17 protein-coding genes, 1 tRNA gene and 2 pseudogenes are annotated in these 18,923 nt (G+C 72.9%); 14 read left to right on the top strand and 6 right to left on the bottom strand.

What is annotated here, in order from left to right; all coding sequences use genetic code 11:
- Position 1 precedes the first annotated feature (1 nt).
- Complete coding sequence (locus tag AC5JJ1_RS14820; protein WP_495785869.1) at positions 2-700, bottom strand: hypothetical protein; 699 nt, start codon at positions 698-700, stop codon at positions 2-4.
- Positions 701-799: 99 nt separating this feature from the next.
- Here AC5JJ1_RS14820 and AC5JJ1_RS14815 point away from each other — a divergent pair, with 99 nt between their 5' ends.
- The 3 genes from AC5JJ1_RS14815 (at position 800) to AC5JJ1_RS14805 (ending at position 3,196) form a co-directional block, all read left to right on the top strand.
- Positions 800-1,672, top strand: coding sequence for an SDR family oxidoreductase (locus AC5JJ1_RS14815; RefSeq protein WP_495785868.1), 873 nt, complete (start codon positions 800-802; stop codon positions 1,670-1,672).
- Positions 1,673-1,699: 27 nt separating this feature from the next.
- Positions 1,700-2,089 carry a GNAT family N-acetyltransferase gene (locus tag AC5JJ1_RS14810; RefSeq protein WP_495785867.1) on the top strand — a complete coding sequence of 130 codons (390 nt, stop codon included), beginning with the start codon at positions 1,700-1,702 and terminating at the stop codon, positions 2,087-2,089.
- A gap of 135 nt (positions 2,090-2,224) precedes the next feature.
- Positions 2,225-3,196, top strand: a complete 972-nt coding sequence (locus AC5JJ1_RS14805; RefSeq protein WP_495785866.1) for a Bug family tripartite tricarboxylate transporter substrate binding protein — start codon at positions 2,225-2,227, stop codon at positions 3,194-3,196.
- A gap of 10 nt (positions 3,197-3,206) precedes the next feature.
- On the opposite strand, the gene AC5JJ1_RS14800 is transcribed toward AC5JJ1_RS14805, so the two are convergent.
- The gene (locus AC5JJ1_RS14800; RefSeq protein WP_495785865.1) at positions 3,207-4,109 is read right to left on the bottom strand and encodes a LysR family transcriptional regulator; all 903 of its coding nucleotides are present in this window, start codon (positions 4,107-4,109) and stop codon (positions 3,207-3,209) included.
- Between the two features lie 95 nt (positions 4,110-4,204).
- Here AC5JJ1_RS14800 and AC5JJ1_RS14795 point away from each other — a divergent pair, with 95 nt between their 5' ends.
- Positions 4,205-4,960 carry an SDR family oxidoreductase gene (locus AC5JJ1_RS14795; protein WP_495785864.1) on the top strand — a complete coding sequence of 252 codons (756 nt, stop codon included), beginning with the start codon at positions 4,205-4,207 and terminating at the stop codon, positions 4,958-4,960.
- Positions 4,961-4,972: 12 nt separating this feature from the next.
- On the opposite strand, the gene AC5JJ1_RS14790 is transcribed toward AC5JJ1_RS14795, so the two are convergent.
- A complete protein-coding gene (locus AC5JJ1_RS14790; protein ID WP_495785952.1) occupies positions 4,973-5,551 on the bottom strand; it encodes a YqaA family protein in 579 nt (192 codons plus the stop codon).
- Between the two features lie 172 nt (positions 5,552-5,723).
- On the opposite strand from AC5JJ1_RS14790, the gene AC5JJ1_RS14785 reads away from it, so the two are divergent.
- From AC5JJ1_RS14785 to AC5JJ1_RS14770, 4 genes are all read left to right on the top strand, one after another.
- Positions 5,724-6,959: an MFS transporter gene (locus AC5JJ1_RS14785; protein ID WP_495785863.1), complete on the top strand. Its 1,236-nt coding sequence runs from the start codon at positions 5,724-5,726 to the stop codon at positions 6,957-6,959.
- Positions 6,960-6,974: 15 nt separating this feature from the next.
- The gene (locus AC5JJ1_RS14780) at positions 6,975-7,520 is read left to right on the top strand and encodes a dihydrofolate reductase family protein (protein WP_495785862.1); all 546 of its coding nucleotides are present in this window, start codon (positions 6,975-6,977) and stop codon (positions 7,518-7,520) included.
- Positions 7,521-7,552: 32 nt separating this feature from the next.
- Positions 7,553-8,284, top strand: a complete 732-nt coding sequence (locus AC5JJ1_RS14775) for an amidohydrolase family protein (protein WP_495785951.1) — start codon at positions 7,553-7,555, stop codon at positions 8,282-8,284.
- Positions 8,285-8,363: 79 nt separating this feature from the next.
- Entirely contained in the window at positions 8,364-8,687 is a 324-nt protein-coding gene (locus AC5JJ1_RS14770) for a hypothetical protein (protein ID WP_495785861.1), read from the top strand.
- 96 nt (positions 8,688-8,783) lie between these two features.
- Here AC5JJ1_RS14770 and lipB read toward each other — a convergent pair whose 3' ends face one another.
- The gene (gene lipB, locus AC5JJ1_RS14765) at positions 8,784-9,431 is read right to left on the bottom strand and encodes a lipoyl(octanoyl) transferase LipB (RefSeq protein ID WP_495785860.1); all 648 of its coding nucleotides are present in this window, start codon (positions 9,429-9,431) and stop codon (positions 8,784-8,786) included.
- A 29-nt stretch (positions 9,432-9,460) separates the two neighbouring features.
- On the opposite strand from lipB, the gene AC5JJ1_RS14760 reads away from it, so the two are divergent.
- From AC5JJ1_RS14760 to AC5JJ1_RS14750, 3 genes are all read left to right on the top strand, one after another.
- A tRNA-Leu gene (locus AC5JJ1_RS14760) sits at positions 9,461-9,546 on the top strand.
- 127 nt (positions 9,547-9,673) lie between these two features.
- Entirely contained in the window at positions 9,674-11,959 is a 2,286-nt protein-coding gene (locus tag AC5JJ1_RS14755) for an NADP-dependent malic enzyme (protein ID WP_495785859.1), read from the top strand.
- A 142-nt stretch (positions 11,960-12,101) separates the two neighbouring features.
- Positions 12,102-12,725, top strand: a complete 624-nt coding sequence (locus tag AC5JJ1_RS14750) for an FMN-binding negative transcriptional regulator (protein ID WP_495785858.1) — start codon at positions 12,102-12,104, stop codon at positions 12,723-12,725.
- Positions 12,726-12,758: 33 nt separating this feature from the next.
- On the opposite strand, the gene AC5JJ1_RS14745 is transcribed toward AC5JJ1_RS14750, so the two are convergent.
- A complete protein-coding gene (locus AC5JJ1_RS14745) occupies positions 12,759-13,637 on the bottom strand; it encodes a LysR family transcriptional regulator (protein WP_495785857.1) in 879 nt (292 codons plus the stop codon).
- A 99-nt stretch (positions 13,638-13,736) separates the two neighbouring features.
- Here AC5JJ1_RS14745 and AC5JJ1_RS14740 point away from each other — a divergent pair, with 99 nt between their 5' ends.
- The 3 genes and pseudogenes from AC5JJ1_RS14740 (at position 13,737) to AC5JJ1_RS14730 (ending at position 18,493) form a co-directional block, all read left to right on the top strand.
- Positions 13,737-15,296 (top strand): proton-conducting transporter transmembrane domain-containing protein, encoded by a 1,560-nt coding sequence (locus AC5JJ1_RS14740; RefSeq protein WP_495785856.1) that lies wholly within the window; start codon positions 13,737-13,739, stop codon positions 15,294-15,296.
- Between the two features lie 17 nt (positions 15,297-15,313).
- Entirely contained in the window at positions 15,314-17,692 is a 2,379-nt protein-coding gene (locus AC5JJ1_RS14735) for a YbcC family protein (RefSeq protein WP_495785855.1), read from the top strand.
- Positions 17,693-17,869: 177 nt separating this feature from the next.
- A pseudogene (locus tag AC5JJ1_RS14730) lies at positions 17,870-18,493 on the top strand (DDE-type integrase/transposase/recombinase).
- An 84-nt stretch (positions 18,494-18,577) separates the two neighbouring features.
- Here AC5JJ1_RS14730 and AC5JJ1_RS14725 read toward each other — a convergent pair.
- Positions 18,578-18,838: pseudogene (locus AC5JJ1_RS14725) on the bottom strand (IS110 family transposase); the annotation flags it as partial.
- Positions 18,839-18,923: the final 85 nt, after the last annotated feature.

The following is an 18,923-nucleotide window of genomic DNA, read 5'->3' as shown; positions in this document are numbered from 1 at the left end:
GTCAGCCGTTCTGCGGGCCGCCCGGCCTGCTCGCCAGCGCATAGGGCAGCGCCGCGAAGCCCCTGAGCCTGGCCTCCACCGCGGCGAAGGCGCGGCGGTCGGCCTGGCTCAGCGGCGCATCGGGCGTGCCGCTGCGATGCGCCAGGTAGCGCGCGACGCTCCCCGCCCCTCGCCGGTGCGCCGCCGCGACCAGTCCCGCCTCGGTCAGCGGCACGGCCTGCCCGTCCATCCCGGTGACGGCGCTGCCCGCCCGCGCCAGGCTGCCATTGCGGTCGAGCTGCTGCTCCGCGCGACGGAGATAGGCCGCCATGGCGGCTTCCTGCGCCGGGGCGCTGGCGAGGAAATCGGCCTCGGAGCGCACGCCGTTCCGGGCCGCGAGCGCCGTCCATTGCCCGCTGGCATCCTGCCAGCCGAGGTCGCGCAGCGCCTGAGGCGTGATCTGGTGGCGGCCGAGGGCGCCGGAGCTCGGGTTGCGGGCGCCGAGCCCCTGGCCGGGCGCGCGGGCGCTGCTCTCGGCGAGGGCGATGCGGGCATGGAAGGCATTCTCCGCCGGCCGCGGCGCCGCGGCCAGGCGGGCCGGTGGCCCTGCGCCCTCCATGGCGCGGGCCATCGCCTGCTTGAAGGCAGTGGCCTTGGGCGGGCGCCCTGGCCTCCCACCCGACCTGGCGGCCTGCGGGATGATGCCGTCGGTCTGGTCCATCCCGCGCAGCATGCCCGGAAGGTCTTAAGGGACCGTTCCACTCGCCGGCGGCAACCTCTGCCGGCATCAGCCCGTTGGCCGCGGCACGGAGGAACCCCCATGCCCGACGACCAGCAGACCCCCCAGCCGCCGCAACGCCAGGACCGCCAGCCCGGCCTCACCACGGAGATGACCCCCCGCCCGCAGGATCGGATGGAGCACTGGCGCGCCAGCGGCAAGCTCGCCGGCAGGACCGCGCTGGTGACGGGCGGCGATTCCGGCATCGGCCGCGCGGTCGCCATCGGCTTCGCCAAGGAGGGCGCCGACGTCGCCATCCTCTACAAGGACGAGCACGAGGATGCCGGGGAGACGCGGCGGCTGATCGAGGCCGAAGGGCGCCGCTGCACCGCCATCGCCGGCGACATCGGCGACCGCGGCTTCGTCCACCGCGCCGTGGCCGAGGCGGCGCAGGCGCTCGGCGGCCGCATCGACATCCTGGTGAACAACGCCGCCGAGCAGCATATCTGCGGCGACTTCGCCGAGATCCCCGAGGACCAGGTGGAGCGCACCTTCCGCACCAACATCCTCGGCATGTTCTGGGTGACGCGGGCGGCGCTGGCGCACATGCCGAAGGGCGGCGCCATCGTGAACTCGACCTCCGTCACCGCCTACAAGGGCAGCCCGGGGCTGATCGACTATGCCTCGACCAAGGGCGCCATCCTTGCCTTCACCCGCAGCCTGTCGCAGCAGCTCTACCCCTCGCGGCAGATCCGGGTGAATGCGGTGGCGCCGGGCCCGATCTGGACGCCGCTGATCCCGGCGAGCTTCGACGAGGAGAGCACGGCGAAGCACGGCCAGTCCTCCGGCATGGGCCGCCCCGGCCAGCCGGACGAATGCGCGCCGAGCTACATCTTCCTCGCGGCCGAGAGCGACAGCAGCTACATCAACGGCCAGGTGCTGCACCCGAATGGCGGCACGGTGGTGAACGGGTAGGGGGCCCCGCCCGGCCGCGGAGGAGCGATGGACCGCAGCATCCGCCCGGCCCGCGCCGCGGATCTTCCCGGCCTCCTCGCCCTCTACCGCCATCTGAACCCGGCCGACCCGGCGCCGCCGCCCGGGCCGGCCGAGGCGGCTTGGCAGGCGATGCTGGTGCAGCCCGGCCTCACCGTCTTCCTCGCCGAGCAGGCAGGCGAGCCCATCGCCAGCTGCACCCTGATCCAGGTGCCGAACCTGACGCGCGGCACCCGGCCCTATGCCTTCATCGAGAATGTCGTGACCCATGCCGCGCATCGCCGCCAGGGCCATGGCCGTGCCGTGCTCGATGCGGCGCTCGCCGCCGCCTGGGCGGCCGGCTGCACCAAGGCCATGCTGCTGACCGGCACGACGCAGGAAGCGACCTTCCGCTTCTAGGAGGCGGCCGGCTTCCGCCGGGGCGAGAAGGCCGGGATGGTCGCCCGCCCCGTCAGCATCGTTGCAACGTCGCCGCCGGCATGATCCGATCCTCGCGGTAGCCGCGCCCATAAGCGGAGACCGGGAGGATCACCCATGCAGAGACGCGCCCTCATCGGCGGCCTGGCCGGCCTGCCGCTCGCCGCCCCCGCCATCCGGCCCGCCTGGGCCCAGTCCGGCTTCCCCGACCGCCCGCTCGCCATGGTGCTGGCCTTCCCGGCCGGCGGCGGCACGGATGCGGCGGCGCGGCCGCTCGCCCGGATCATGGAGAAGTATCTCGGCCAGCCGGTGGTGGTCAGCAACCGCCCCGGCGCCTCGGGCGAGATCGGCTTCACCGAGCTCGCCCGCAGCAAGCCGGATGGCTACACCATCGGCTTCATCAACACGCCGACCATCGTCACCATCCCGCTCGAGCGGCCGCAGGCGCGCTTCCGCCTCGACGACTTCGCGCCGATCCTCAACATCGTCGACGATCCAGGCGCCATCTGGGTGCGGCCCGACAGCCCGCTGCGCGACGTCGCCGGGCTGGTGGAGGAGGCCCGGCGCCGTCCCGGCCAGGTGAGCTACGGCACCTCCGGCATCGGCTCCGACGACCACCTGGCGGTGCTGGCGCTGGAGCGCGTCACCGGCACGAAATTCCTGCATATCCCCTTCGCCGGCGGCGCCCCGGTCCGCACCGCCACCTTGGCGCGGCAGATCGACCTCGCGGTGACCAATATTGGCGAGGCGATCGGCGATTTCCGCCAGGGCCAGCTTCGCCCGCTCGGCCAGATGGGCACCGCGCGCTGGCCGGTGATGGCCGATGTGCCGACCTTCCGCGAGCAGGGCTTCGACGTGGTCGAGGGCTCGATGCGCGGCCTCGCCGCCCCGGCCGGCCTGCCCCGCCCGGTGCTCGACCGGCTGGTGGATGCCGCCCGCCGCGCCGTCGACGATCCGGAATGGGCCGCCACCGCCACCCAGCTCGCCCTGCCGCTGCGCCTGCTCGGCCCGGACGAGTATCGCGGCGAGCTGGTGGCGATGCAGGGGCACTACGAGAAGCTCTGGGCCGCCCATCCCTGGAAGGAGTAGGGGCGCCGCCTCAACCCGGGCCGGCGAGGCGGGCGGCCAGGAACTCGGCCAGCACCTCGACCTTGGCCGGCCGGTGGCGCGCGGTGGGCGTGATGAAGTAGAGGCCGCCCGCCGCCATCCGCCAGGCGGGGAGCACCAGCTCCACCCGCCCCGCCGCGAGGTGCTCCGCCGCCACGAAATCCGGCAGCTCGGCGATGCCGAGCCCGTCCAGCAGCGTCGGCAGCAGGGCATCCACATTCGTCACCCGCAGCGGGCCGGTGGGGGTGACCGCAACCTCCTCGCCGCCGGGCCCGAGGAAGCGCCAGGCCTCACCCCGGGCGCGGTAGGCGTAGCCAAGGCAGCGATGCGCCGCGAGCTCCCGCGGATGCTGCGGCCGCCCGTGGCGGGCGAGATAGGCCGGCGCGGCCACGACCATCCGCGCCACCGGGCAGAGCCGCCGCGCCACCAGCGACGAGTCCTCGAGCACCGCGATGCGGAGCGCCGCATCGAACCCCTCGCCGACCAGGTCGGTGACGGCGTCGCTGAGATGCAGGTCGAGGGCGACATCCGGGTAGCGCCGCAGGAAGCCCGGCAGGATCGGCGCGACCCGGCGCAGCCCGAAGGACATCGGCACCGCAAGCCGGACCAGGCCGCGCGGCTGGCTGGCCAGCTCGCGCCCGGCGGCCTCCGCCTCCTCCGCCTCGCTGCGGGCCCGGGCCGCCCGCTCGGCGACGATGCGGCCGAGATCGGTCAGCGCCAGGCGGCGGGAGCTGCGGTTGAAGACCCGGCCGCCCAGCCGCCCCTCCAGCCGCGCCACTGCGCGGGAGACCGTCGCCACCGAGACGCCGAGCGACCGTGCCGCGGCGGCGAAGGAGCCCTCCTCCGCCAGCGCCGCGACCATCGCCAGCCCTTCGAAATCCGGCAGCCCCGGCATTTGCAATCCTGCAAGGATGGTTTGCAATCCTTTCTATTTTGACGGGATCGCCCTGGCCACATCTTCCTCCCCGATGGTCCAGAGGAGTTGCAGACATGGCTCGCAAGCTTGAAGGCAAGGTCGCCGTCGTCACCGGCGGCACCAGCGGCATCGGCCTCGCCACCGCCCGGCGCTTCGCCGCCGAGGGCGCCCAGGTCTTCATTACCGGCCGGCGCGAAGCGGAGCTCGCCGCCGCGGTCGCGGCGATTGGCCCGAACGCCACCGGCGTCCAGGCCGATTCCGCCATCATGGCCGATCTCGACCGGCTCTATGCGCGGGTGAAGGCGGAGGCCGGGCGGATCGACGTGCTCTTCGCCAATGCCGGCGGCGGCTCCTTCCTGCCGCTCGGCTCGATCACCGAGGCGCAGTTCGACGACACCTTCGGCCGCAACGTGAAGGGCGTGCTCTTCACCGTGCAGAAGGCGCTGCCGCTGCTGGTGGACGGCGCCTCGGTCATCCTCACCGGCTCGACCGCGGCCAGCGGGGGGACGCCGGCCTTCAGCGTCTATGCCGCCTCGAAGGCCGCGGTGCGCGCCTTCGCCCGCAACTGGATCCTCGACCTGAAGGAGCGCCGCATCCGGGTGAACGTCCTGAGCCCCGGCCCGACGCGCACGCCGGGCCTGGTCGGGCTGGCCGGCCCGGATGCCGCGCAGCAGGAGGCCCTGCTCAGCCAATTCGCCGCCGCGCTCCCGATCGGCCGCGTCGGCGAGCCGGAGGAGGTGGCCCAGGCCGCGCTGTTCCTCGCCTCCGAGGATGCGAGCTTCGTCACCGGCGCCGAGCTCTTCGTCGACGGCGGCGAGCGGCAGGCCTGAGCCGGCCGGCGCTCAGAGGAAGCGGAGCGCGACGAACCCCAGCACGATCCCGGCGGCGGCGCCGGTCGTCACCAGCGTCAGCCGCCGCTCGATGAAGTCGCGGATCGGCGGCCCGTAGCGCCGCAGCAGGAAGGCGAGCAGGAAGAAGCGCGCCCCGCGCGTCACCACGCTCGCCAGCACGAAGATGAAGAAGTTGAACTGCGCCGCCCCGGAGGCGATGGTGACGATCTTGTAGGGGATCGGCGTCAGCCCCTTGATGAGGATGACGAGCGCACCCCAGCGGTCGTACCAGTCCTGGAAGGTCGCCATGGCATCGGCATGGCCATAGGCGCGCAGCACCGGCACCGCCAGCGCGTCGAACAGCCAGAAGCCGATCGCGTAGCCGAGCACGCCGCCCAGCACCGAGGCGACGGTGCAGATCGCCGCGTAGCGATAGGCAAGCTCCGGCCGGGCGATGCACATCGGGATCAGCATCGCATCCGGCGGGATCGGGAAGACGCTGCTCTCCGCGAAGCTGACGCCCGCCAGATAGGCCGGCGCCCGGCGGTGCCCCGCCAGCGCCAGGACGCGATCATAGAGGGCTCGTAGCATCATCCAGTCCCCGACGGTGGAAGGCCGCCCTTCGCACTTCCCGCGCCGCTGCGCAATTCACGGATGCGGCCCTGCCCTGCCAGCATGTGGGGCCAGTGGAGCCATGCGCCCTGCGCAGTTGCCCCGCCCGGCCCCGCGATGCTCTCATGCCGGCGACCGGAGAGGAAAGCCCATGCCTGCATCGACACGGCTGTCCGTCACCCTGCTGCTCGGCTGCGGCGTGGTCACGGCGGCGCTGGCCATGGGGCTGCGCCAGAGCCTCGGCCTCTTCCTCGCGCCGATGACGGCGGCCCAGGGCTGGGGCGCCAGCGGCTTCGCCTTCGCCATCGCCCTGCAGGTGCTCTGCAACGGGATCACCCAGCCGATCTGGGGCCAGGTGGCGGACCGCATCGGGGGCCGCCGCGTCATCATGATCGGCGCGGTGCTGCAGGCCGTGGCCCTCACCGGCATGGCCTTCTCGACCAGCCTCTTCTGGTTCACCTTTTTTGCCGGGGTGGTGATGGGCTGCGCCGTCTCCGCCGCCGGCATGCCCGTCATCATGGCGAGCTTGACCCGGCTGCTGCCGGAGAACCTGCGCGGCCGCGCCACCGGCCTCGGCACCGCCGGCTCCTCCTTCGGCCAGTTCCTCGTCGTGCCGGTGGTCGCCTTCGGCCTGCATGCCGCCGGCTGGCACTGGGCGCTGCTCGCCATCGCCGCCGTCTCCCTGCTGATGATCCCGCTCGCCCTGCCGCTGAACGACCAGGCGGCGAAGCCCGCCCCCGGCGCGGCGGCGGAGGAGAAGGCCACCGTCGCCCTTCGCCGCGCGCTGCGCGACCCGACCTTCTGGTTCCTCTCCTTCGGCTTCTTCGTCTGCGGCCTGCATGTGAGCTTCATGGCCGTCCACCTGCCGGGCTTCGTGGCGAGCTGCCACCTGCCGCTCGGCGTCGGCGCCGCGGCCATCAGCCTGATCGGCCTGTTCAACGTCGCCGGATCGCTGACCGCGGGCGAGCTGTCCGGCCGCTGGCGCCGGCGGGAGCTGCTGGTCATCATCTATGCCGCGCGGGGCGTATTGATCGGCGGCTTCATGCTGGTGGAGAAGACGACGGCGAGCGTGCTGGTCTTCTCGGCGATCATGGGGCTGCTCTGGCTCTCCACCGTGCCGCCGACGGTGGCGCTCTGCGCCCGCAACTACGGCACGCGCTGGCTGGCGACGATCTTCGGCCTGGTCTTTCTCGGCCATCAGGTCGGCGGCTTCACCGGCGCCTGGCTCGGCGGCGTGGTCTTCGACCTCGACGGCAGCTACGACCGGATGTGGCTGCTGGCCACCGTCGCGGCCTTCGCCGGGGCCGGCTTCTCGGCCCTCTGCCGCGACGGCGCCCCGGCCCCGATGGCGCCCGCGCGGCCGGTCGGCCGGGTGGCGGAGGCGTGAGGGAGAAGCTGCGCCGTGGCCGGCACGATCTGGCATTGCCACATCGCCGTCTCGCTCGACGGCAAGATCGCCCGCCCGGACGGCTCCGTCGAAGACTGGCTGGCCGCGGACTATCCGGCCGAGGAGTTCGGCTTCGAGGCCTTCCTTGCCGGCGTCGACGCGATCCTCATGGGGCGCGGGACCTATGAGGCCATCCGGCGCTTCGGCGACTGGCCCTATCCCGCCAAGCCCGCCATCGTCCTGACAAGCCGCCCGCTGGGGGAGGCGCCGCCGGGCGTCGAGGCCCGCGCCGGCGACCTGGCCGCCATTGCCGCCGAGCTCGAGGCCCGCGGGTGCCGCCGTGTCTGGATCGAAGGCGGCGGCCAGCTCATCCGCGCCATGATCGCGATCGGCAAGCTCGACCGTCTCGAGATGGCGGTGATCCCGGTTATCCTGGGCGAGGGCATCCCGCTCTTCCCGCCGGGTACCGGCGAGCTCAAGCTTCGGCTCCTCCGCTGCGAAACCAAGGCAAACGGCGCCCTGCACCTCGTCTATGAGCGCCTGGACCGTCCCGACGCCTAGCCCACCGCCTCCCGCATCCGCGCTCCTCCGGCCTGCACCGGCGCGCCGCAACGACGATGGCGGAGTTCTGCGCGGCCCACCGCGACCGCGTCGCCGGCTTCGCCTCCCTCACCCTGCAGGACCCGCAGCTCGCGGTGCAGGAGCTGGAGACGGCGATGCGTCGCCAGGGCCTGAAGGGCGCGGCCATCGGCGGCTCGGTCGGCAACCTGGAATTTTCCGACCCGCGCTTCCACCCCGTCTGGGCCAAGGCGGGGGAGCTGGGCGCCGTCCTCTTCGTACACCCTCAGGGCGTGCCGGAGCTGAGCCGCCGCCTCTCCGGCAATGGCTGGCTGGGGAATGCCATCGGCAACCCGCTCGATACGACGATCGCCCTCTCGCACCTGATCTTCGAAGGCACGCTCGACCGCTTCCCCGGCCTCAGGATCATCGCCGCGCATGGCGGCGGCTACCTCGCCTCCTACGCCGACCGCTCGGACCATGCCTGCCTGGTGGGCCCCGCCGGCTGCGACCCGAACATCCGGCTCAAGACGAATCCGACCGAATACCTGAAGCAGATCTTCTTCGACTCGCTGGTCTTCACCCCCGAGGCCATCCGCCACCTCCAGTCGCAGGTCGGCGCCTCGCAGATCGTCCTCGGCAGCGACGACCCCTATCCCTGGGCGCCGAAGCCGGTCGACCACATCATGGCCTGCGCCTCGCTGAACGACCGACAGAAGGCGGGCGTGCTCGGCGAGACGGCGGCGCGGCTGCTGCAGATCGCCTGAAGGCCGGCACCCCCTCCCCGCAACCCCGGCCCGGGGTTATGGCTTCTCCCTGGTTCCGGGGCAGGCGAGGGGAGGAGGAATGCGGGCGACCGATGCGGCGAGGCTGGCCCGGATCCTGGCCCTGCTCGGCTCCGACCAGGTCGGCGAGCGTGCCGCCGCGGCCGAGGCGGCGCATCGCATGGTCAGCCGGCTCGGCCTCCGCTGGGAGGACATCCTGGCCCCGGCGCCGAAGGCTCCGCGCCTGCCGACCTCGCCCTCGCACGACGCGCTGGATGCCGCCCAGTCCCGCCTGCGCCAGTCGATGCGGGAGAATGCCGATCTTCGCCGCCGCATCACCCAGCTGCAGCGGCGGATCGAGGTCCTGCACCAGCAGCAGCCGCCGCCCGCGCCGGACGATGACTAGAGCGAACTCCGCTCGGGGGGCTCACCTGATCGGGGGTACTTGCGATCAAACAACAGGCTCGAACATGTCTGTGAACCCGCGTGAGCCGGAGAGGCTCTAACCGAAAACCTCCGCCCAGGCCGCCATCAGCGCCGAATCCACCTCTTCCATCGTCGCCAGCACGCCGAGCCGGTGCAGGCTGGTCACCCCGTGCTGGCTGATGCCGCAGGGCACGATGCCGCCAAAATGGGAGAGGTCCGGATCGACATTCACCGCGACGCCATGCCAGCTCACCCAGCGCGTGACGCGGACGCCGATGGCGGCGATCTTGTCCTCCGTCCCCCGCGCCCGGTCCTCCACCCAGATGCCGACGCGCCCCGCCCGCCGCTCGCCGTGGATGTTGAAGCGCCAGAGCGCCCGGATCAGCCAGTCCTCGAGGTTGTGGACATAGGCCCGCACGTCCCGCCCGCGCCGGGTGAGGTCGAGCATCACATAGGCGGTTCGCTGCCCCGGCCCGTGATAGGTCCACTGCCCCCCGCGCCCCGCCCGGAAGACCGGGAAGCGCGGGTCGACCAGCCCCTCCGGCGTCGCGGAGGTCCCGGCCGTGTAGGTCGGCGGGTGCTCGACCAGCCAGACCAGCTCCTCCGCCGTGCCGGCGCGGATCGCCGCCACCCGTTCCTCCATCCGGGCGAGCGCGGCCTCGTAGGGCGTCAGCCCCTCGGCCGCCTCCCAATGCGGAAGCCCTGTTGCGACCGGCGCGTTCATCGTCTATACGCCCCGCCTCGCCCCGGTTTGCGGTCGTGGCGGAATGGTAGACGCGCCAGCTTGAGGTGCTGGTGGGGGAAACCCCGTGGAAGTTCGAATCTTCTCGACCGCACCAACATCCGACCCGGCGCTCCCGACTCTCCGAAGATCCATATGGCTCACCGCTGGCCCTGCCGCCATCCCGCCGCCTTGGGCTGGCGGCCGGCGGTGGCTAGACTGGGGCGCGATCAGGGGGACCCAGCATGGACGAGGATTTCCGCAAGGCCGCGCTCGACTACCACCGCCACCCGCGACCCGGGAAGCTGGCGATCGAGCCGACCAAGCGCATGGCGACGCAGCGCGACCTCGGCCTCGCGTATTCCCCGGGCGTCGCCGCCGCCTGCGAGGAGATCGCCGCCAACCCCGACGCTGCCTGGGACTACACGGCACGCGGCAACATGGTCGCCGTCATCTCGAACGGCACCGCCGTCCTCGGCCTCGGCGCCATCGGCGCGCTCGCCTCGAAGCCGGTGATGGAGGGCAAGGCCGTCCTCTTCAAGAAATTCGCCGGCATCGATTCCATCGACATCGAGGTGGAGGAGCGCGACCCCAGGAAGCTGATCGAGGTCATCGCCGCGCTCGAGCCCTCCTTCGGCGCCATCAACCTCGAGGACATCAAGGCCCCCGAATGCTTCGAGGTGGAGAGCCGGCTGCGCGAGCGCATGCGCATCCCCGTCTTCCATGACGACCAGCACGGCACCGCCATCATCGTCGCCGCCGCCATCCGCAACGGGCTGCTGCTGCAAGGCAAGCGGATCGAGGAGGTGAAGCTGGTCAATACCGGCGGCGGCGCGGCTGCCCTGGCGTGCCTCGACCTGCTGGTGGCGATGGGCCTGCGGCGCGAGAACATCACCGTCTGCGACATCGCCGGCGTGGTCTATGAGGGCCGCGCGGAGCAGATGGACCCCTTCAAGGCCCGCTACGCCCGCCACACCGACGCCCGCACGCTGGCGGAGGTCCTGGACGGCGCCGACATCTTCCTCGGCCTTTCCGCCCCGCGCGTGCTGAAGGCCGAGTGGCTGGCGAAGCTCGGCCCGAAGCCGCTGGTGCTGGCGCTCGCCAACCCGGAGCCGGAGATCCTGCCCGAGGCCGTCCGCGCCGCCCGGCCCGACGCCATCGTGGCGACCGGCCGCACCGACTACCCCAACCAGGTCAACAACGTCCTCTGCTTCCCCTTCATCTTCCGCGGCGCCCTCGATGTCGGCGCGACCACGATCAACGAGGCGATGAAGGTCGCCGCGGCGGACGCCATCGCGGCGCTGGCCCGCGTCGAGGCCTCCGAGGTCGTGGCGGCGGCCTATGGCGGCCACGCGCCCGTCTTCGGCCCCGACTACATCATCCCGAAGCCCTTCGACCCCCGGCTGATCCTGGAGGTCGCCCCCGCCGTCGCCCGCGCCGCGATGGAGAGCGGCGTCGCCCGCCGCCCCATCGCCGATTTCCGCGCCTATCGGCGGGAGCTGGAGCGCTTCGTCTTCCGCTCCGGCAACCTCATGCGGCCGATGTTCGAGGCGGCCAAGGGCAGCCCGCGCCGCGTCGCCTATGCCGAGGGCGAGGACGAGCGCGTGCTGCGCGCCGTGCAGACCGTCCTCGACGACGGCATCGCCGAGCCCGTGCTGATCGGCCGCCGTGCCGTCATCGCAGAGAAGGCCCGCGCCATGGGCCTGCGGATGGACCTCTCCGAGTCCGTCCGCGTCCTCGATCCCGGCGCCGACGAGGCCGTCTTCGGCCCGCTCCTCGCCCGCTACCAGGCCAAGGTCGGCCGCCGCGGCATGCCCCCGGAGGCCGCCGCGCGGCGCCTCCGGACCGACCCCAACGTCGCCGCGGCCATGCTGCTGGAATCGGGCGCCGTCGATGCCGCGCTGATCGGCAGCAGCGGCAACTGGATGGACCAGTGGCACGACGCCTACGCCATCATCGGCAAGCGGCCCGACGTGGCGCGGGTCTATGCGCTCTCGGCCGTCATCGTCTCCGGCGTCACGCTCTTCTTCGTCGACACCCACCTCCTCGTCGAGCCGACGCCGGAGCAGGTTGCGGAGATGACGCTGCTCGCCGCCGAGCAGGTCGAGGCCTTCGGCATCGCGCCGAAGGTGGCGCTGCTCAGCCACTCCTCCTTCGGCGCCTCCAATGCGCCCTCGGCCCGGGTGATGCGCCAGGCGCTGCCCATCATCCGCGGCCGCGCGCCGGCGCTCGAGGTGGATGGCGAGATGCATGCCGATGCCGCGCTGGTGCCGGCCATCCGCGCCCGCCTCGTCCCCGACTCCACCCTCTCGGACACGGCGAACCTGCTGGTCTTCCCCAACCTCGATTCCGCCAATATCAGCTTCAACCTGGTGAAGGCCGCGGCCGACGGCCTGCAGCTCGGCCCGATGCTGCTCGGGATGAGGCAGCCGGTCCATGTCCTGGTGGCGAGCGTCACCGCCCGCGGCATCGTCAACATGACGGCGCTCGCGGTGCATCAGGCGAACGGGCTCGGCGCGGAGGCGGGGTAAGGCGGGCCTCCGTCTCGGGGCGGGCGCGGCGCGGCCCATCCCGTCGCCCGACGCGGGGCCGGCCTGCCGCCCGCGCGGCCCGACGGGTATTCCCTGCGGACCGGCCCCGGGGCAAGGTCCAGGCCGACCAGGAGCCACGCCGATGTATGTCCCGCCCGCCTTCCGCATGGAGGACCTCCCCGCCCTGCACCAGGCGATGCGCGAGGCGCGCCTGGCGAGCCTGGTCACCGCCACGGCCGAGGGGCTGGTCGCCACCCCGCTGCCGCTGTTCCTGGCGCCGGAGGAGGGGCCGCACGGCACGCTCTACGGCCACCTGGCCCGCGCCAACCCGCAATGGAAGCTGCCGCCGGCGGGCGAGGCCATGGCGGTGTTCATGGGGCCGGACGCCTATATCAGCCCGTCCTGGTACCCATCGAAGCAGGAGCACGGGAAGGTCGTGCCGACCTGGAACTACGTCGCCGTCCATGCCTATGGCGCGGCCGAGTTCTTCGAGGAGACGGACCGCCTGCTCGACCTCGTCACCCGGCTGACCGACCTGCACGAGCGGCCGCGCGCCGAGCCCTGGGCGGTGACGGACGCGCCGGAGGACTTCGTCCGGGCGCAGCTCAGGGGCATCGTCGGCCTGCGGCTGCCGATCGCGCGCATCGAGGGCAAGCGCAAGATGAGCCAGAACCGGCCCGAGGCCGATCGCCGCGGCGTCGCCGCCGGGCTGGCCGCGAGCGAGCGGCCGCTGGAGCGGGAGGCGGCGAAGCTGGTGCCGACCTGATCCGGCCGGGTCACCTCGCCGCAGGGGCGGGAATTAGCCCGCAGGCGGCGCGATCAGCTCGGCCAGCAGCGGGTTGGGGAAGCGGCGGTCGAGCGTCACCGCGAGGAACAGCTCGTGGATGCCCGCGAGGCAATGCGCCTCCGCCAGCTGGCCGCTGGCCAGCTCGTCCTGCACCACGATCGGTGGGATCACGGCGAGGCCGGCATCCTCGCGCGCCAACAGGCGGATCATCGCCATGTCGTCCACCTCGGCGGCGATGGTGACGGCCAGGCCGAGGCGCGCGACGAGGGTGTCGAAGCCGGCGCGGATCGCGGTCTCGGCGGTCGGCAGGATCAGCGGCTCGCGCGCCAGCAGGGTGGGGAGCGGGGCGCCGGCGCCGATCCGCTGCGGCGTGCCGATCAGGCTGACCGGCTGCTCGTCGAGATGCTGGATGAGGTAGCGCCGCCCGGCATCGCGCGCGGGCTGGATGTTGGTGAGCACCACGTCGAGCGCGAGCGTCTCGAGGCCGCGCAGCAGGTCGCCCTGCAGGCCTGAGCGCAGCACCACCTCCACGTCGGGCCGGCCGAGCAGGCGGCGGAGGAAGCGCATCTGGAAGTTGCGCGACAGCGTGGCGAGGGCGCCGACGCGGAGCGCCCGGCGCGGCCGCCCGGTCTCGCGCAGGGTCGCGGTGAGGTCGGCGGCGGTGCGGAAGATCGCATCGGCATGGCCGAGCGCGAGCCGCCCCGCCTCGGTCAGGATCAGGCTGCGGCCCTGGCGCTCGAACAGGTCCTGCCCGAGCGACTGCTCCAGCGTGCGGAGCTGGGCCGAGAGGGCGGAGGGCGAGAGGTTGAGCTGCCGGGCGGCGCCGGTGAGGCTGCCCTCATGCGCGACGGCGTGGAACAGGCGCAGGTGGTGCAGGTTGAGGACGCTCATCGTTCTAGCAAACCGAACGTATCTGCTTAAATAATGTTGTTTTCTGGAACGGATGCAAGGGCTATCCGGGTTGCGTCCGTACCGACCCGGAGCTTTCCGATGACCTTGCCGCTGCCCGCGCTGTCGCCCCCCCTGCTGCTGCTGCTGGCTCTTGTCGCGCTGGCCCGGCCGGGGCGCCGCCCTGGCGCCCTGCCGCGCCTGGCCGAGGGCGGGGCGCTGGCCGGGCTCGCGCTGGCGCTTGGCGGCGCGGTGCAGGCGGCGGTCGCCGGGCCGCAGGCGCTGGCGCTCGGCCAGGGGCCGCTGGCGGTCGTGCTGCGGCTCGACCTGGTCGGTGCGGTGATGAGCCTGCTGATCGGCTTCATCGGCTGGGTGGTGGTGCGCTACGCGCGCAGCTACCTGGACGGCGAGGCCCGCGAGGGCGCCTTCCACGGCCTGCTGCTGGCGACGCTGGCCGCCGTGCAGGTGCTGGCGCTGGCCGGCAGCCTGGCGACGCTGGTGCTGGCCTTCCTCGCCATCGGCCTCGGGCTTCGCCGGCTGCTGATGTTCTACGCGGACCGGCCGGAGGCGCGGCGGGCGGCGACGAAATTCGCCCTGGTCTCCGGCGCCGGCGACGTTGCCCTGGTGCTGGCGGCGATCCTGCTCTGGCACGCCTTCGGCACGGCCGACCTCGCGGCGATCAACGCGGCCGCCGCGGGCGGCTCGGCGCCGGCCGGGACGGGGCTTGCGGTCGGGCTGCTGGTGCTGGCGGCGCTGCTGAAGAGCGGCGCGCTGCCGCTGCATGGCTGGCTCACCGAGGTGATGGAGGCGCCGACCCCCGTCTCGGCGCTGCTGCATGCCGGCATCATCAATGCCGGTGGGGTGCTGCTGATCCGCCTGGCCGAGCCGATGCAGGCGAGCCCGGGCGCGATGGCGGCGCTCGTCATCCTCGGCGGCTTCACCGCGCTCTTCGCCGGCCTCGTCATGCTGACCCAGGCGGCGGTGAAGACGGCGCTCGCCTGGTCCACCATCGCGCAGATGGGCTTCATGCTGCTGCAATGCGGCCTCGGCCTCTGGTCGCTCGCGCTGCTCCATATCGTCGCGCACTCGCTCTACAAGGCGCATGCCTTCCTCGCCTCGGGCACGGCGGTGCAGGCGGTGCTGGCGGTGCGGCGGCCGGGGCCGGTCGCAGTGCCGGGCCTAGCCGCGGTGGGGCGCGCCTTCGCGCTGGCGTTGGTGATCTACGCGCTGGTCGCGGGCGGCTTCGCGGCGGCCTTCGGGGCGAAGCCGGACCAGGCGCTGGCGCTCGGCGCCATCCTCATCTTCGGCGTCGCCTATCTCGTGGCGCAGGGCCTGGCGGATGCGGCGCCGCGCGCGCTGACCCGGCGCACCATGCTGGCCTCGACGGCCGCCGCCATCGCCTATTTCGCCTCTCACCGGCTGGCCGAGGCGCTGGCCGCGGGGGCGCTGCCGGCGCCGCCGGTGCCCGGGCCGCTGGAGGCGGCGCTGCTGGTGCTGACGGTGCTTTCCTTCGGCCTCGTCGCCGTGGCGCAGGCGCTGTTCCCGCACTGGGCGCACCATCCGGCGGCCGCAGGGCTGCGGGTGCATCTCGCCAACGGCCTCTACCTGAATGCGGTGCTCGATCGGCTGATCGGCGGCTTCCGCACCACGACACCCCTGTGACCGGACGGAGCGCGACCATGCTGACGAGCCAGGAGACCACCATGCCGCCGGCCGCGCTGCGCCCCGCGATCGAGGCGGCGATCCGCGCCATCCCGCCCGCCTTCCCGCTGGAGGCGACGGTGGCCGTAAATCCCTTCCTCGGCCAGGCGGGCGAGGGGCTGGCGATGGCCGCGGCACGGCTCGAGCGGGTGGCGGGGCTGCGGCTGACGCCGCCGCGGGCCGAGTTCGCGGCGCGGATCGAGGCCGGGCAGATCGCCGGGGAGGACCTCGCCGCGGCGCTCGCGGCCTGCGACCTGCCGGGGCGGCCGGGCGACCTTGCCGCGCTGCGCCGGGCGCTCGCTGCCGAGCCGCCGGCGCCGCGCGCGCTGCCGACCGTCGCGGAGCTTGCCGGGCAGGCCATGGGGACGGACTGGCCGGGCGTCATCGCCCGCTGCATCGGGCTCTGGGCCGCCGGGCATTTCGACCGCGGCCAGGCGCTCTGGACCCCGGCGCCGGGCCTTGGCGCCTATGCCGCCTGGCGCGAATGGGCGACGCACGACCTGACGCCGGAACTGGCCGGGCTCACGGGCTTCTGCGCCCATGTCGCCACCGCGCCCGACACGGCGGAGCGGGCGATCCTCCGCGCCGTCACGCGCCTCGGGCTGACCGAGCCGGCGGCACCGACCGCCTTCCACCGGTTGCTCGTCGATCTTGGCGGCTGGGCGCAGCATGGGCGCTGGCTGCTCTGGCAGGCCGAGCAGGCCGGCGGGCAGGATGCGACACTGCTGCATCTGCTCGCCATCCGCCTGGTCTGGGAGGAGGCGCTGCTCGCCGCGCAGGAGGGTGCGATCGGCGCCGCCTGGCGAGAGGCGGTCGCCGCCCATGCCGCGCCGCTGGCGCCGACGCCGGAGCAGGTGACGGATGCCATCCTGCAGGAGGCGGCCGAGCGCGCGCATCAGCGCCGGCTGGCCGCGACGCTCGCCGCCGGCCCGGGAGGCGAGGCGGCGCGGCCGCGGCTGCAGGCGGCCTTCTGCATCGACGTGCGCTCCGAGGTGTTCCGGCGCCGGCTGGAAGGCCTCCATCCGGGCATCGAGACGCTGGGCTTCGCCGGCTTCTTCGGCCTGCCGGTCGCGCACCGGCCGCTCGGCTCGACTGAGGCGGAGGCGCATCTGCCGGTGCTGCTCAACCCGACGCTCGCCACGCGCAGCGCCGTGCCGCCGGCCGAGGAGGACGAGGTGCGGATCGCCTTGCGGGCGAAGCGGGCCTGGGGCCGGTTCCGCCAGGCGGCCGTCTCCTCCTTCGCCTTCGTCGAGGCGGCCGGGCCGCTCTATCTCGGCAAGCTGGTCTGCGACGCGGTCGGGGTAGGCGGGACGGCGGAGGCGCCCGGTCCCGCCCCGGCCTGGGCCGAGCCGCCCGACGCCGCGACCAAGGCGGCGACGGCGGCGGCGGTGCTGCGCGCCATGTCGCTCACCACGAACCATGCGCGGCTGGTGCTGCTGCTCGGCCACGGGGCGCGGGTCGCCAACAACCCGCATGAGAGCGCCTATCACTGCGGCGCCTGCGGCGGCCATACGGGGGAGGTCTCGGCCCGGCTCCTCGCCGCGCTGCTGAACGACCCGGAGACGCGGATCGGGCTTGCGGCCCATGGCATCACGCTGCCGCCGGACACGCGCTTCCTCGCCGGGCTGCACGAGACCACGACCGATGCGGTGACGCTCTACGAGGACAGCCCGTCCCCGCACCACGCGGCGGACATCGCCGAGGCGCGGCGGTGGCTCGCCGCGGCGGGGGCACTGACGCGCGCCGAGCGAGCACTGCGCCTGCCGGGCGGCACGGCGGAGCGGATGCCGGCGCGGGCGCGGAACTGGGCGGAGCCGCGGCCGGAATGGGGCCTCGCCGGCTGCGCCGCCTTCATCGCCGCGCCGCGCGACGCGACGCGGCAGGCCGACCTCGGCGGGCGCGCCTTCCTGCATTCCTATGACTGGCGGCAGGACAAGGGCTTCGCCACGCTCGAGCTAATCCTGACCGCGCCGGTCGTGGTGGCGAGCTGGATCAGCCTGCAATACTACGGCTCGGCGGTCGCTCCGGCGCTGTTCGGCGGCGGCAACAAGCTGATCCACAACGTGGTCGGCGGCATCGGCGTGCTGGAGGGCAATGGCGGGCGGCTGCGCGCCGGGCTGCCCTGGCAGGCGGTGCATGACGGCGAGCGGCTGGCGCATGAGCCGCTGCGGCTGTCCGTGCTGGTCGAGGCGCCGGCCGAGGCGATCGCCGTGATCCTCGCCCGGCACGAGGCGGTGCGGGCGCTCTTCGACAATGGATGGTTGCATCTCCTGGTGCTGCAAGCGGGCGAAGTCGTGGCGCGCTACCGGCCCGGCGGCGGCTGGGCCGGGATGCGCAGCCTGCCCGCCGCGGCGTGAGCGGAGGCGGCGGAAACCCTTGGGCGCCGCGGCACGACCGATGCCGGATGCCCGGAGCGGTTTCCGCTCGCGCCGCCTGAGGCACCCCGGCCCAGGCCGTTGTCCCGGATGAGCCGATGACGCCGATCGGGTGATCCCACCGGTCGGCGTCGTTGGCTCCCATGTCCTGAGGCCGGCATCCTGCGGGCGTCGCCTTCGGCCGCTGGCCTTTGCCGTCCGGGACCTGCCCGCGAAGTCCGTGGACAGGCCGAAGAGCCTCGCCGGCAGGACAGAGGACCAGGCGGTCACGATCCCTGCAGCTCCGACTGGACGTACCTGTATCGCGCGATCGACAGCCGTGGGCAAACCATCGACTTCCTGCTTTCGGCCAAGTGGGATGCTGCTGCGGCAAAGCGGTTCTTCCGCTAGGCGCTCGGGCAGCCGCATACGGTAAACCCACGCACTATCACGGTGGACAAAAACCCAGCTTACCCATGCGCCACGGCGGAGATGAAAGCAGCCGACGAGCTGTGGCCCTTCACCCGGTTACGACAATGCAAGTTTTTGAATAACATACTGGAACAAGACCACCGGCTTGTGAAAAGTCTGATTAGACCGGGGCTTGGCTTTGGCAGTTTCCACATCTCTGGACGCCTCCCGGAGCGCAAGAGAAATCGTCAGGCTTGCAGGGCGCGTAGTCGGGTGCGGACATCTGTTCGGCCTCGGTTGCGGCCAAGCAGAGCCGCGGGCCCGTATGGGAGTTCGCAGACCGGGTCCACATCACAGCCACGCGTTCGAGGCGCAGTGTGGAAAACTGGCTGACCGGTCCCGTCCCTCATCGACCGTGCGCCATACCCTCCATTCGACCGCTCTACGCCTCCGACGCCTCCTGACCGTGCTCGACCGTCAGGCCCCCACGGCGGGAGCTCGGTAGACCTCGCCTTTCGCCATCAACGCCCAAGCTGTGCGGGTCATCTTGTTGGCGACCGCCACGATGACGAGCATACGCGGCTTGCGAGCCAGCATGCGCTCGAGCCAGGAGCCCGCGGGCGGGCCTTCCCTGAGCGCCCTGCACACCACAGCGCTTGCGCCGATGATCAGCAGCCGTCGCAGCGTTCGCTCGCCCATCTTCGACGTTGCGCCGAGCTTCTGCTTGCCGGCGGAAGACGTGGAAATTTCGTGGTGATGGCGGTGGACTGAGTGTTGCTCGGGCATTTGCGGTGCCGCCAATCCCGGACGGCAAGGCGCAATA

Source organism: Belnapia sp. (assembly GCF_059504005.1).
This window is presented reverse-complemented; position numbering and strand designations above follow the sequence as displayed.